Genomic DNA, 12,806 nt, shown 5'->3' on the forward strand with positions numbered 1-12,806 from the left:
AAAAAAAGCAAAGGCAGAAACCCCTATCCGAAGATGGGAGTTTCTGCCTTTACATATTACTTGCTCGCAGGAACGGTGACAGAGCCACCAGACTTTTCTACGGCTGCAATTGCTGCGGCAGAAGCGCCTGCTACAGTGATTTCCACTTTAGCTGACAATTCGCCGTTCGCCAAAAGGCGAATGCCGTCACGAGCGTTCGTGATAATACCAGAAGAAACGAGTACTTCTTGATCAATCGGCTTTTTGGCATCGATTTTCTTAGCGTCAATCGCTGCCTGAAGACGACCGATGTTCAAAGGAACATAGTCTTTCCGGAAGATGTTGTTAAACCCACGTTTCGGTAGACGACGATGCAATGGCATCTGCCCGCCTTCGAAGCCTTTAATGCTTACACCGGAACGGGACTTTTGACCCTTGTGTCCGCCACCGGCATTCTTGCCGTAGCCAGACCCGGTACCACGACCGACGCGTTTGCGATCTTTGGTAGCACCCGGGTTATCTGAAAGCTGATTTAGCTTCATCGTAATGGTCCCAGTTTCCCCTTCTTGTAAAGAGATTGGAAGGCCCTTAGGCCTCCACAACCTTCACAAGATGGCTAACTTTATTGATCATGCCGCGTACAGAAGGAGTATCTTCTAGCGTACGACGACGGTTCATTTTATTGAGGCCCAGACCAACAAGAGTTGCGCGCTGATCTTTAGTCCGTCCGATAGGACTTCCTATTTGAACCACAGTAACGGTTTGTTTCTTAGCCATGGTATCTTATCCTTGAGCTTCTGTGCTGCCAGCAGCACGGTTACCTAGGATGTCAGAAACTTTCTTACCGCGACGCTGAGCAACCATACGAGGACTACGTGAACGTACGAGACCATCGATAGCAGCTTTAATCAGGTTGTGCGGGTTTGAAGTACCAGTGGACTTAGAGACCACATCCTGTACACCAAGAGCTTCGAAAACAGCACGAAGAGGACCACCGGCAATAATACCAGTACCTACAGGTGCGCTACGCATCACAACATTACCTGCACCGTAATGACCTTTGATGTCATGGTGCAGAGTACGGCCCTCACGTAGAGGAACACGTACCATGTTCTGTTTAGCAGCTTCCGTTGCTTTACGAATTGCTTCAGGAACTTCACGGGCTTTACCAGTGCCATAACCTACACGACCACGGCCGTCACCAACGACGACAATAGCAGCGAAGCCAAAACGACGGCCACCTTTGACCACCTTAGCAACACGGTTAATACCAACCAGTTTTTCAATCAGTTCCGGTTCATCGCGGTTGCGATCATCTCTACGACCGCGATTTTCTTTTTGAGAACGTGCCATAAAACTAGTCCCCTTAGAACTTTAAGCCAGCTTCACGAGCGGCGTCGGCAAGAGCCTTAACACGTCCGTGATAAATGTATCCACCACGGTCGAAAACGACGTCCGTGATGCCGGCGGCGACGGCACGCTCTGCAACAAGTTTACCAACCTTGATAGCAGCGTCTTTATCTGCTCCAGTTTTCAACTCGCTCTTCAGAGCTCCGTCCAGGGTTGACGCAGCGGCAACAGTGACACCCTGCTTGTCATCAATCACTTGAGCATAAATATTTTTGCTTGAGCGAAATACTGACAAACGAGGACGACCATTACCCGTGCGCCGTAGCTGTGTACGAACGCGACTTTTGCGGCGATCGTGCAATGAAATAAGCTTACGCATGGGTTATTTCTTCTTGCCTTCTTTGCGCAGAATAACTTCATCCGCGTACTTAACACCTTTGCCTTTGTAAGGCTCAGGTGGACGGTAAGCACGGATAACAGCAGCCACTTGGCCAACTTTCTGCTTGTCGATCCCCGAAACGGCAACTGCCGTCGGTTTCTCACACTTGATTGTAATTCCTTCAGGAATGTCGAAAATTACATCGTGGGAGTAACCGAGTTGCAAGTTCAAGGCATTACCCTGAACAGCCGCGCGATAACCAACACCGTTAATCTCAAGGTTCTTAGTGTATCCTTCGGAAACACCAGTCACCAGATTCTGTACACGACTGCGAGCAGTACCCCACATAGAGCGAGCACGCTTGCTGTCATTAGCTGGAGTTACAGTAACTTTACCCTCATCGAGAGTGATCGTTACATCATCCGTAGCTGCGAAGCTGAGTTCACCCAGCTTCCCTTTTGCAGAGACGACATTGCCGTCAATCTTTACTTCTACCCCGCCTGGGACTTCTACGGGGTTTTTGCCTACACGAGACATATCATATTCCCCTTAGAATACCTGGCAGAGAACCTCACCGCCAACATTGGCGGTACGGGCTTCCTGATCGGACATAACGCCGCTAGGCGTAGAAAGAATGGTTACACCCAATCCATTGTAGTAACGTGGTAGTTCCTTGATTTTGGAATACACGCGACGTCCTGGACGGGAGACACGGCTGATTTCAGAAATCGCCGGATCACCATCTGCATATTTAAGTTCGATTGATAGCTCACTAATTCCAGCGCGAACATCTTCGACACTAAATCCGCGAATAAAACCTTCGCGTTTTAGAACTTCGAGAACGTTTGCACGTAATTTAGAAGCAGGAGCACGAACTACGTTTTTACCAACCAGCTGTCCATTACGGATGCGGGTAAGCATATCCCCTAAAGGATCACTCATAGCCATATCGTCGGTCCTTCCTTACCAGCTCGACTTGGTCACACCAGGTGCCTGGCCTACAGAGGCCAGATCACGAAGTGCAATCCGAGAGAGCTTGAACTTACGATAGAAACCACGTGGACGTCCGGTGACACCACAACGGTTACGTACACGGATTTTCGCTCCGTCACGAGGCAACTGAGCCAATTTCATGCTCGCCTGGAAGATTTCTTCCGGGGAAGCTGAACGGTCTGTTGCAATCGCTTTGAGAGCAGCACGCTTTTCAGCTTGATTCGCTACCATACGGCGGCGTTTCTCATTTTTAGCAATGGCACTTTTCTTAGCCATACTACTATTCCTTTCTGCCCGTTCAGTCAGCGAACGGCATGTCGAACCTAGCCAGGAGAGCTTTCGCTTCCCCGTCGGTTTTCGCCGTGGTGCAGATAGTGATATTCATTCCACGGATTTCGTCTACGCGGTCGTATTCGATTTCCGGGAACACAATCTGCTCCTTGAGACCCATGTTATAGTTGCCAAGGCCATCAAATGCATTACCTTTCACGCCGCGAAAATCACGAACACGTGGAAGAGCAATGGTAACAAGACGGTCAAGGAACTCATACATGCGATCGCCGCGAAGCGTTACCTTACAGCCTAATGGCATGTTTTCACGAACTTTGAAACCCGCAATGGATTTCTTAGCACGGGTAACGACAGGCTTCTGAGCTGCGATAGCTTCGAGTTCAGAAGCTGCATTTTTCACCTTTTTGGTGTCCAGCACGGCTTTACCAACGCCCATATTAAGCACGATCTTCTCGAGCTTAGGAATTTGCATTGGATTAGTGTAGTTAAACTCGCCTTTAAGAGCGTCTCTAACTTCACTGTTGTAATGTGCTTTTAAGCGTGGCTGTGTCATTTCAACCTCGCCCTATACATCTACTACTTCGCCAGATTTTTTGGCGAAGCGCACTTTACGACCGTCTTCTGTACGATAACCAACACGTGTGGCATCTCCAGATTTAGGATCGATTAGTGCAATATTAGAAATGTGAACGGAAGCTTCTTGCTCGATGATTCCGCCCGGTGATGTCTGGGAAGCAGCTTGGTGCTTTTTCACGACGTTGATACCTTGTACGAGTACACGGTCTTCGTCGCGAAGTACTTTAAGCACTTCGCCCTTTTTTCCCTTGTCGCGACCAGTAGTCATGATGACTTGGTCGCCTTTTTTGATCTTCAACTTTTTGTTCATTACAGCACCTCAGGCGCCAATGACACGATTTTCATGAAGCTGCGCGCACGCAATTCACGAGTAACCGGGCCGAAAATACGGGTACCAATTGGCTCATTTGATTTGTTAATCAATACAGCCGCATTAGTATCGAAGCGGATCGAGGTGCCGTCTTGACGACGGATTTCTTTTGCCGTGCGTACAATCACGGCACGATGAACGTCACCTTTTTTGACTTTGCCACGTGGAATTGCTTCCTTGACAGAGACTTTGATAACGTCACCAATACTGGCGGTTTTACGTTTGGAACCACCAAGCACCTTGATGCACTGTACTCTTCGAGCACCGGAGTTGTCAGCTACTTCGAGCTGAGATTGCATCTGGATCATGGCTATATCCTAAATACTATGCTTCGGTAGAAGCGTCACGGACCAGTTCCCAAGACTTAGTCTTGGAAATTGGACTGCATTCACGAATCTTGACGACATCTCCCGCTTTTACCGCGTTGGTTTCGTCATGAGCGTGATACTTCTTCGAACGCTTAATGAACTTCTTGTAGATCGGGTGCATAACGCGACGTTCTACAAGAACAGTAATGGTCTTGTCGGTCTTATCGCTAACTACGACACCCTGCAACACACGCCGTGGCATTGTGTAAACTCCTTAAGAAGCTGCCTGCAGAGACTGCAGGACAGTTTTGACTCGGGCGATGTCACGGCGAACCTGACGGCACCGAGCCGTGTTTTCAAGTTGACCGCTGGCTTGTTGGAAGCGGAGATTGAACTGCTCTTTGCGCAGTTTAATCATTTCTTCCTTGAGCTCATCAGCCGTTTTAGTACGGAGATCACTTGATTTCATTAGTTCACTCCCTCACCCGGACGAACAACAAATTTCGTCGGAATTGGTAATTTAGCAGAAGCTAGTGAGAATGCCTCACGAGCAACTTCTAAAGGAACACCATCGAGTTCAAAGATGATACGACCAGGTTTAACTCTGGCTGCCCACCACTCAATGTTACCTTTACCTTTACCCTGACGAACCTCAGCAGGTTTTGCTGTTACAGGAACATCTGGGAAAATACGGATCCACAACTTACCGACACGTTTCATATGACGTGTAACGGTACGACGGGCCGCTTCGATTTGGCGGGATGAAACACGACCAGGGGCCATGGCTTTTAGACCAAAGGCACCAAAATTTAATTGGGTACCCCCCTTAGCATTACCGTGTATCCGGCCTTTAAATGCTTTGCGGAACTTAGTCCGCTTAGGCTGTAGCATAGTTCTACTTCCTCAAGCTAAGCTCGTTACGAACGAGCTGCCTGTGAATCCTGAGCTCGTTTATCCATGGCCATTGGGTCATGTTCCATGATCTCGCCTTTGAAGATCCATACCTTCACACCACAAATACCGAATGTGGTGGATGCACGGGACTCAGCGTAATCAACTTCCGCACGCAATGTGTGAAGTGGAACACGGCCTTCACGATACCATTCAGTCCGAGCAATCTCTGCACCACCAAGACGGCCAGCACAGTTAATACGAATACCCTGTGCGCCGAGACGCATAGCGGATTGAACGGAACGTTTCATAGCACGACGAAAAGCCACACGACGTTCTAACTGACTACAGATGTTGTCTGCAACCAATTTCGCATCTATTTCTGGCTTCCGAATCTCTACGATGTTCAGATGGACTTCGCTAGAAGTCAATTTCTGAAGTTCACGACGTAGTTTTTCGATATCCGAACCCTTCTTACCAATCACAACACCCGGACGGGCAGTGTAAATAGTAACGCGGGCTTTTTTAGCTGGACGCTCGATAATGATCCGAGACACACCAGCTTGTTTCAAGCGATTACGCAAGAACTCACGGATGCTTAGATCTTCATGAAGCAATTCAGCATAATCAGAATCCGCAAACCAGCGAGAATCCCAGGTCCGAATGATACCGACACGAAGGCCGATAGGATTAATCTTTTGACCCATTACGCTGTCTCCTCGCGTTCACGGACAACCACTGTCAATTGGCTCCAAGGCTTAAGCAGACGACCAACACGGCCGCGAGCACGAGCACGGAAACGCTTCATGACAAAGCTTTTACCAACGAAAGCCTCAGATACAAAGAGACGATCGACGTCAAGCTGGTGGTTATTTTCAGCATTAGCAATTGCAGACTGAAGTGCTTTTTTCACCTCAATAGCAATACGACGCTTGGAGAAAGTCAGCTCTGCCAAAGCAGATTCTGCTGATTTCCCACGAATGCTAGCCGCAACCAAGTTTAACTTACGTGGTGAAGTGCGAAGGTTGACAGCAATAGCACGAGCTTCATTGTCAGCTAACGCGCGATCACGTTTTGACTTACTCATATTATTTCCTCTTCGCCTTCTTATCTACAGCGTGACCCCAATAGGTACGTGTAGGCGCGAATTCACCGAATTTATGGCCAACCATATTCTCAGTTACTAGAACTGGGATGTGCTTACGGCCGTTGTACACACCAAAAGTCAAACCAACAAACTGTGGCATGATGGTGGAACGACGGGACCATGTCTTAATAATTTCGTTACGACCCGCGCTACGCACGGTCTCAGCCTTCTTTAAAAGATAGGCGTCAACAAACGGGCCTTTCCAAACGGAACGAGCCATATGGCCATCCCCTCACTTAGCGTTTTTGATGACGGCGACGGATAATTAGTCCATCGGTCTTCTTGTTAGAGCGAGTACGTGCACCCTTGGTAGGTTTCCCCCAAGGAGTGACCGGGTGGCGACCACCCGAAGTACGACCTTCACCACCACCGTGCGGGTGGTCCACCGGGTTCATAGCTACACCACGGACCGAAGGACGCTTGCCAAGCCAGCGATTACGCCCAGCTTTACCAAGTTTCTGATTCGAATTGTCCGGGTTAGACACGGATCCAACCGTAGCCATGCATTCGGCGCGTACCATACGTACCTCGCCAGAGTTCAAGCGAATTTGGGCATATCCTGCATCGCGACCAACCAATTGTACATAAGTACCGGCTGAACGAGCAATCTGCCCACCCTTACCAGCCTTTAACTCGACATTGTGGACAATAGTTCCCACAGGAATCGCGCTAAGTGGCATAGCATTACCAGGCTTAACATCAGTTTTAGCGCCAGAAATGACACTATCACCGACCTGCAGGCGCTGAGGAGCCAAGATATAGGCTTGCTCACCATCTGCATATTCGATTAAGGCGATAAACGCCGTACGGTTCGGATCGTACTCAATACGCTGAACTGTACCAGCAACATCAAACTTTGTACGTTTGAAGTCGATAATACGGTACGAACGTTTGTGACCACCGCCGCGACGGCGCATGGTGATCCGACCATTGTTATTACGTCCACCTGATTTTGTAAGGCCTTCTGTCAATTTCTTAACAGGCTTGCCTTTGTAAAGATCAGAGCGATCGATCAGCACCAGGTTTCTTTGACTTGGTGTGACTGGATTAAATGTTTTCAACGCCATCGGATTAAATTCCCGTCGTCACGTCGATGCTGTCCCCGTCGGACAGGGAAACAATAGCCTTCTTGACGTCTGAACGACGACCAGGGCGACCTTTAAAACGTTTGCTTTTGCCTTTAACGCGAAGCGTATTAATCGCTTCAACCTTAACGCCAAACAAACCTTCAATGGCCAAACTGATTTCAGGCTTAGTTGCATCAAGCGGAACTTGGAAGGAAACCTGGTTGTTCTCAGAACCCAGAGTAGCCTTCTCGGTGATGACCGGACGACGGATGATTTCATACATCCGTTCTTTAGAAATGGTCACCGGCTTGGTGTTACGTGCGCGTGCTCTGCTCATTTTAGACGCGCCTCCAGCGCTTCAACAGCATCTTTGGTCAGAACCAGAGTGTCGCGACGCAAGATATCAAATACGTTAGCACCCTGCTGAGGCAGAATGTCAATGCATGGGATATTGCGTGAAGCACGAGCAAAACCTTCATTCACCGTTGCTCCATCGATAACCAGAGCTGAAGACCAACCCAAAGCTGCCAATTTCTTAACGAGAATAGAAGTCTTTGGTTCTTTGACTTCAGTGTTATCCAAAACAATCAACTTACCTTCTGCAACTTTTGCAGAAAGAGCTGTCTTAAGAGCAAGAATACGTACTTTCTTCGGAAGATCGTGTGAGTGATCCTGAACGCGAGGTCCATGAACAATACCACCACCACGGAAGATGTTAGCACGAATAGAACCGTGACGGGCGCCGCCACCTTTCTGATTCTTGATCTTACGGGTTGAGCCGCGAACTTCGCCGCGTTCTTTAACCTTGTGAGTGCCAGCACGACGCTTGGCAAGCTGATAGTTGACCATGCGTGCGAGTAAATCAGCACGTACAGGAAGACCGAAAATAGTTTCGTTCAGTTCAACTTCACCAGCTTTTTTGTTCTCGAGGGATGTAACCGCGATTTTCATGGTTATTGATCCTTCTCTTCAGCTGCAGGCGCATCAGAGCCAGAAGCCTTAAGGCCAGCTGGGAACGGAACACCTTCGGGAAGGGCACGCTTTACAGCATCGGCGATGTACACCCAACCACCCTTAGATCCAGGGATAGCACCCTTGACCAGGATCAGGCCGTTATCACCATCAGTGGCAACAACTTCCAGGTTCTGTGTAGTCACGCGACGGTCACCCATGTGACCAGCCATTTTCTTACCTTTAAACACCTTGCCCGGATCCTGACTGTTACCAGTAGAACCGTGACTACGGTGAGAAACAGATACACCGTGAGTAGCACGAAGACCGCCAAAATTATGACGCTTCATTGCACCAGCAAAACCTTTACCGATAGAAGTCCCGGTAACGTCTACATACTGACCAGCAACAAAGTGGCCTGCATCGAGCTCAACGCCGACTTCCAAAAGGGCATCAGCGGAAACGCGGAATTCTGCAGTGTGTTTTTTAGGAGCAACTTTAGCTTTGGCATAGTGGCCACGCTCAGCTTTACTCACATTTTTCACCTTGGCTACACCAGAGCCAAGCTGAATCGCAGTGTAACCATCCGTATCTTGTGTACGAACAGCAACAACCTGACAACTGTCGAGCTTCAGAACAGTTACCGGAACATCAGTTCCAGATTCTGTGAAGACACGAGACATGCCAAGTTTTTGCGCAATAAGACCAGTACGCATCGCTTAGCCTTTCAGTTTGATCTCGACATCAACGCCAGCCGCTAGATCGAGCTTCATCAGCGCGTCAACGGTTTGCGGTGTCGGCTCGACGATATCGATAAGACGCTTGTGAGTCCGAATCTCGAACTGTTCACGGCTTTTCTTATCAACGTGAGGGCCACGCAATACAGTAAATTTCTCAATGCGAGTCGGAAGTGGTATTGGACCACGAACTTGAGCGCCAGTGCGCTTAGCCGTGCCAACGATCTCAGAGGTCGATTGGTCTAGGACCCTGTGATCATACGCCTTTAGGCGAATTCTAATATTCTGGCTGGACATTATCAGCCACCCTTGATTAACCCGTTCATACCAAATCGATAGAGGAACGCAGTTAACCCCTTTCAGAGTTAATACAGATATTTGTCACATAAAAAAATAGCGACGGTGCGTTCTTTACCAAAACGCACCGCCGCTATCAATGTTTATTTTATTTTTTTTATTTTGAGATGCTTGAAACGACACCAGCACCAACGGTACGGCCGCCTTCACGGATCGCAAAACGTAGACCTTCAGTCATCGCGATTGGTGCGATAAGCTCAACGTCCATAGCAATGTTATCACCAGGCATAACCATTTCTGTGCCTTCTGGCAGAGTAACGATACCGGTAACGTCAGTTGTACGGAAGTAGAACTGTGGACGATAGTTTGTGAAGAATGGTGTGTGACGACCACCTTCTTCTTTCGTCAGAATGTAGGCTTCAGCTTTGAAGTTGGTGTGCGGAGTAATCGTTCCTGGCTTAGCAAGAACCTGACCACGCTCAACGTCTTCACGACCAACACCACGGATAAGAGCACCGATGTTATCGCCAGCCTCACCCTGATCAAGAAGCTTACGGAACATCTCAACACCAGTACAAGTGGTTTTCTGAGTGTCACGGATACCAACGATCTCGATCTCTTCACCAACCTTAACAACACCTGTCTCAACACGACCGGTTACAACTGTACCACGACCGGAAATTGAGAACACGTCTTCGATAGGCATTAGGAATGACTGATCAACTGGACGCTCTGGCTGTGGGATAGCGGCATCAACGGCAGCCATCAGCTCAAGAATTTTCTCTTTACCGATGTTGTCGTCACGACCTTCTAGAGCTGCAAGAGCTGAACCAGCTACGATCGGAAGATCATCGCCTGGGAAGTCGTAAGAAGATAGAAGCTCACGGATTTCCATTTCAACGAGCTCGAGAAGCTCTTCGTCGTCAACCTGATCAACTTTGTTCAAGAAAACAACAAGTGCTGGAACACCAACCTGACGGGCAAGCAAGATGTGCTCACGTGTCTGTGGCATTGGACCATCAGCTGCGTTAACAACCAAGATAGCGCCATCCATCTGCGCAGCACCAGTGATCATGTTCTTAACATAATCGGCGTGGCCTGGGCAATCAACGTGCGCATAGTGACGTGCTTCTGTTTCATACTCAACGTGAGCAGTAGAAATGGTGATACCACGGGCACGCTCTTCAGGTGCTTTATCGATATCTGCAAAATCAGTCGCTTCGCCACCACTTGCTTCTGCCAATACTTTCGTAATCGCAGCAGTAAGAGTTGTCTTACCGTGGTCAACGTGACCAATAGTACCTACGTTACAATGCGGTTTCGTCCGCTCAAACTTTTCCTTAGCCATCGGCTATAACTCCTATTTTAGTCTTTTAAGAGGCCGTTAAGCCAGTTTTGCCACTACTTCATCAGCTACCGCTTTCGGTACCTGTTCATAGTGATCGAAGACCATTGAATATTGTGCACGACCCTGGCTCATTGAGCGCAGGTTATTAACGTAACCAAACATGTTTGCCAAAGGCACCATTGCGTTGATCACCTGAGCGTTACCGCGTGCATCCATGCCCTGAACTTGACCGCGACGGCTGTTCAGATCACCAATGATATCACCCATGTACTCATCAGGAGTAACAACTTCCACCTTCATGACAGGCTCAAGAAGAACGGAACCGCCCTTCGGGATACCTTCACGGAAAGCCGCTTTAGCAGCGATTTCAAAGGCAAGTACTGATGAATCGACATCGTGGCTAGCACCATCAAGCAGCGTAGCTTTGTAATCGATCATCGGGAAACCCGCGATCACACCAGCATCGTTAGACTGTGTAAGTCCTTTTTCAACACCAGGGATGTATTCACGAGGAACAGAACCACCAACAATTTTGCTTTCGAATTCGAAACCTGAACCAGGCTCCAAAGGCTCAAATGCAATCTTGATACGCGCAAACTGACCAGAACCACCAGACTGTTTCTTATGCGTGTAATCGATTTCACATGCACGTGTAATCGTTTCACGATAAGCAACCTGTGGAGCACCAACGTTCGCTTCAACTTTAAACTCGCGACGCATACGGTCGACAAGAATATCAAGGTGAAGTTCGCCCATACCCTTAATTACAGTTTGGCCACTTTCGTTATCAGAAGATACACGGAAAGAAGGATCTTCCTGAGCCAAACGATTAAGAGCTAGGCCCATTTTTTCTTGGTCAGCTTTTGTTTTTGGTTCAACAGCAACTTCGATAACAGGCTCTGGGAATTCCATACGCTCAAGAATAATTGGCTTGAGGTTATCACAGAGAGTGTCACCAGTTGTTGTATCCTTAAGACCGGCAATCGCAACGATATCACCAGCGCGAGCTTCTTTAACATCTTCGCGGCTGTTTGCGTGCATTTGCAGCATACGGCCGATACGTTCGCGCTTACCCTTAACAGAGTTTGTGATCTGAGTACCTGTTTCGAGGATACCAGAATAAACACGTACGAAAGTCAAAGAACCCACGAATGGATCCGTCATGATTTTGAAAGCCAGAGCAGAAGCTGGTACGTCGTCTTTTGTCGGACGGGTGTCTTCTTTCTCTGTATCAGGGTGAACACCCTGAACATCTTCAACATCAAGCGGAGATGGCATGAAGTCAATCACAGCATCAAGCAAAGGTTGAACACCTTTGTTTTTGAAAGCCGTACCATTGAGAACAGGAACGAAAGCCAGGTTCATTGTACCTGTACGGATACAACGTTTCAGCGTTTCCATATCAGGCTCATTGCCTTCTAGGTACGCTTCCATAACGGCTTCGTCTTGCTCAACAGCAAGTTCCATCATCTTTTCACGGTACTCATTGGCTTTATCAACCAAATCTGCAGGAATTTCTTCCTCGTCATAGTTTGCTCCCATGCTTTCGTCATTCCAGACGATAGCTTTCATTTTGAGCAAATCAATAACGCCTTTGTATTCTGCTTCTGCACCAATCGGCAGCTGAAGAACCATAGGGGTTGCAGCTAGACGAGTAACCATCATATCGACACAGCGATAAAAATCTGCGCCAGTACGGTCCATCTTATTGACGAAACACATACGAGGAACAGCGTATTTATCAGCCTGACGCCAAACAGTCTCTGATTGAGGCTCAACACCAGCAACCGAGTCAAAGACAGCCACAGCACCATCGAGAACACGCAGAGAACGTTCTACTTCAATAGTGAAGTCAACGTGACCAGGCGTATCAATGATGTTGATCCGATGATCATTCCAGAAACAGGTTGTTGCAGCTGAGGTAATTGTAATACCACGCTCTTGCTCCTGCTCCATCCAGTCCATAGTCGCATTACCGTCGTGAACCTCACCAATTTTGTGAGAAACACCCGTATAATACAAAATACGTTCTGTAGTCGTTGTTTTACCAGCATCAATGTGTGCCATGATACCAATATTACGATACCGCTCAAGCGGGGTCGTCCGAGACATAACGATGACC

23 protein-coding genes are annotated in these 12,806 nt (G+C 48.3%); all 23 read right to left on the reverse strand.

Translation table 11 applies throughout. The features are described from left to right. Positions 1–56 precede the first annotated feature (56 nt). The 23 genes from rplO to fusA all read right to left on the reverse strand — a co-directional run bounded on the left by rplO (position 57) and on the right by fusA (position 12,796). Positions 57–521, reverse strand: coding sequence for a 50S ribosomal protein L15 (gene rplO / locus ACOGW3_RS05445; protein ID WP_419902042.1), 465 nt, complete (start codon positions 519–521; stop codon positions 57–59). 46 nt (positions 522–567) lie between these two features. Further along, entirely contained in the window at positions 568–756 is a 189-nt protein-coding gene (gene rpmD, locus ACOGW3_RS05450) for a 50S ribosomal protein L30 (protein WP_380249529.1), read from the reverse strand. A 6-nt stretch (positions 757–762) separates the two neighbouring features. After that, complete coding sequence (rpsE, locus tag ACOGW3_RS05455) at positions 763–1,332, reverse strand: 30S ribosomal protein S5 (RefSeq protein ID WP_419902043.1); 570 nt, start codon at positions 1,330–1,332, stop codon at positions 763–765. A 13-nt stretch (positions 1,333–1,345) separates the two neighbouring features. After that, positions 1,346–1,708 carry a 50S ribosomal protein L18 gene (rplR, locus tag ACOGW3_RS05460; protein WP_380249525.1) on the reverse strand — a complete coding sequence of 121 codons (363 nt, stop codon included), beginning with the start codon at positions 1,706–1,708 and terminating at the stop codon, positions 1,346–1,348. Between the two features lie 3 nt (positions 1,709–1,711). Further along, positions 1,712–2,245, reverse strand: a complete 534-nt coding sequence (rplF, locus tag ACOGW3_RS05465; protein ID WP_419902044.1) for a 50S ribosomal protein L6 — start codon at positions 2,243–2,245, stop codon at positions 1,712–1,714. Positions 2,246–2,257: 12 nt separating this feature from the next. Continuing rightward, on the reverse strand, positions 2,258–2,656 hold the full coding sequence (gene rpsH, locus ACOGW3_RS05470) for a 30S ribosomal protein S8 (RefSeq protein ID WP_380249521.1): 399 nt from the start codon (positions 2,654–2,656) through the stop codon (positions 2,258–2,260). Positions 2,657–2,671: 15 nt separating this feature from the next. Further along, positions 2,672–2,977 carry a 30S ribosomal protein S14 gene (gene rpsN, locus ACOGW3_RS05475; RefSeq protein WP_380249519.1) on the reverse strand — a complete coding sequence of 102 codons (306 nt, stop codon included), beginning with the start codon at positions 2,975–2,977 and terminating at the stop codon, positions 2,672–2,674. Positions 2,978–2,999: 22 nt separating this feature from the next. Further along, entirely contained in the window at positions 3,000–3,545 is a 546-nt protein-coding gene (rplE, locus tag ACOGW3_RS05480; RefSeq protein ID WP_419902045.1) for a 50S ribosomal protein L5, read from the reverse strand. 12 nt (positions 3,546–3,557) lie between these two features. Next, on the reverse strand, positions 3,558–3,866 hold the full coding sequence (rplX, locus tag ACOGW3_RS05485; RefSeq protein WP_419902474.1) for a 50S ribosomal protein L24: 309 nt from the start codon (positions 3,864–3,866) through the stop codon (positions 3,558–3,560). A gap of 11 nt (positions 3,867–3,877) precedes the next feature. Next, a complete protein-coding gene (gene rplN, locus ACOGW3_RS05490) occupies positions 3,878–4,246 on the reverse strand; it encodes a 50S ribosomal protein L14 (RefSeq protein WP_047763793.1) in 369 nt (122 codons plus the stop codon). 16 nt (positions 4,247–4,262) lie between these two features. Further along, entirely contained in the window at positions 4,263–4,508 is a 246-nt protein-coding gene (rpsQ, locus tag ACOGW3_RS05495) for a 30S ribosomal protein S17 (protein ID WP_419902046.1), read from the reverse strand. Positions 4,509–4,520: 12 nt separating this feature from the next. Beyond that, positions 4,521–4,715 (reverse strand): 50S ribosomal protein L29, encoded by a 195-nt coding sequence (gene rpmC / locus ACOGW3_RS05500; protein WP_380249509.1) that lies wholly within the window; start codon positions 4,713–4,715, stop codon positions 4,521–4,523. After that, positions 4,715–5,137, reverse strand: coding sequence for a 50S ribosomal protein L16 (rplP, locus tag ACOGW3_RS05505; protein ID WP_419902047.1), 423 nt, complete (start codon positions 5,135–5,137; stop codon positions 4,715–4,717). Before rplP ends, rpmC begins: the two co-directional genes overlap by 1 nt. Before the next feature lie 26 nt (positions 5,138–5,163). Then, positions 5,164–5,844: a 30S ribosomal protein S3 gene (rpsC, locus tag ACOGW3_RS05510; RefSeq protein WP_419902048.1), complete on the reverse strand. Its 681-nt coding sequence runs from the start codon at positions 5,842–5,844 to the stop codon at positions 5,164–5,166. Further along, positions 5,844–6,224 (reverse strand): 50S ribosomal protein L22, encoded by a 381-nt coding sequence (rplV, locus tag ACOGW3_RS05515; protein WP_046510024.1) that lies wholly within the window; start codon positions 6,222–6,224, stop codon positions 5,844–5,846. The genes rpsC and rplV overlap by 1 nt, the downstream gene beginning before the upstream one ends. Before the next feature lies 1 nt (position 6,225). Beyond that, positions 6,226–6,504, reverse strand: a complete 279-nt coding sequence (gene rpsS, locus ACOGW3_RS05520; protein ID WP_419902049.1) for a 30S ribosomal protein S19 — start codon at positions 6,502–6,504, stop codon at positions 6,226–6,228. Between the two features lie 16 nt (positions 6,505–6,520). Then, positions 6,521–7,351 carry a 50S ribosomal protein L2 gene (gene rplB / locus ACOGW3_RS05525; protein WP_419902050.1) on the reverse strand — a complete coding sequence of 277 codons (831 nt, stop codon included), beginning with the start codon at positions 7,349–7,351 and terminating at the stop codon, positions 6,521–6,523. 4 nt (positions 7,352–7,355) lie between these two features. Continuing rightward, positions 7,356–7,688, reverse strand: a complete 333-nt coding sequence (locus ACOGW3_RS05530; RefSeq protein ID WP_419902051.1) for a 50S ribosomal protein L23 — start codon at positions 7,686–7,688, stop codon at positions 7,356–7,358. Beyond that, positions 7,685–8,302 carry a 50S ribosomal protein L4 gene (rplD, locus tag ACOGW3_RS05535; RefSeq protein WP_419902052.1) on the reverse strand — a complete coding sequence of 206 codons (618 nt, stop codon included), beginning with the start codon at positions 8,300–8,302 and terminating at the stop codon, positions 7,685–7,687. Before rplD ends, ACOGW3_RS05530 begins: the two co-directional genes overlap by 4 nt. Positions 8,303–8,304: 2 nt before the next feature. Then, positions 8,305–9,018 (reverse strand): 50S ribosomal protein L3, encoded by a 714-nt coding sequence (gene rplC / locus ACOGW3_RS05540; RefSeq protein ID WP_419902053.1) that lies wholly within the window; start codon positions 9,016–9,018, stop codon positions 8,305–8,307. A 3-nt stretch (positions 9,019–9,021) separates the two neighbouring features. Next, a complete protein-coding gene (rpsJ, locus tag ACOGW3_RS05545; protein ID WP_380249491.1) occupies positions 9,022–9,336 on the reverse strand; it encodes a 30S ribosomal protein S10 in 315 nt (104 codons plus the stop codon). Between the two features lie 157 nt (positions 9,337–9,493). Continuing rightward, positions 9,494–10,684, reverse strand: a complete 1,191-nt coding sequence (gene tuf / locus ACOGW3_RS05550) for an elongation factor Tu (protein WP_419902054.1) — start codon at positions 10,682–10,684, stop codon at positions 9,494–9,496. Between the two features lie 36 nt (positions 10,685–10,720). After that, positions 10,721–12,796, reverse strand: a complete 2,076-nt coding sequence (fusA, locus tag ACOGW3_RS05555) for an elongation factor G (RefSeq protein WP_419902055.1) — start codon at positions 12,794–12,796, stop codon at positions 10,721–10,723. Positions 12,797–12,806 lie beyond the last annotated feature (10 nt).

This window comes from Kiloniella sp., from assembly GCF_965205715.1.
Lineage (GTDB): Bacteria > Pseudomonadota > Alphaproteobacteria > Kiloniellales > Kiloniellaceae > Kiloniella.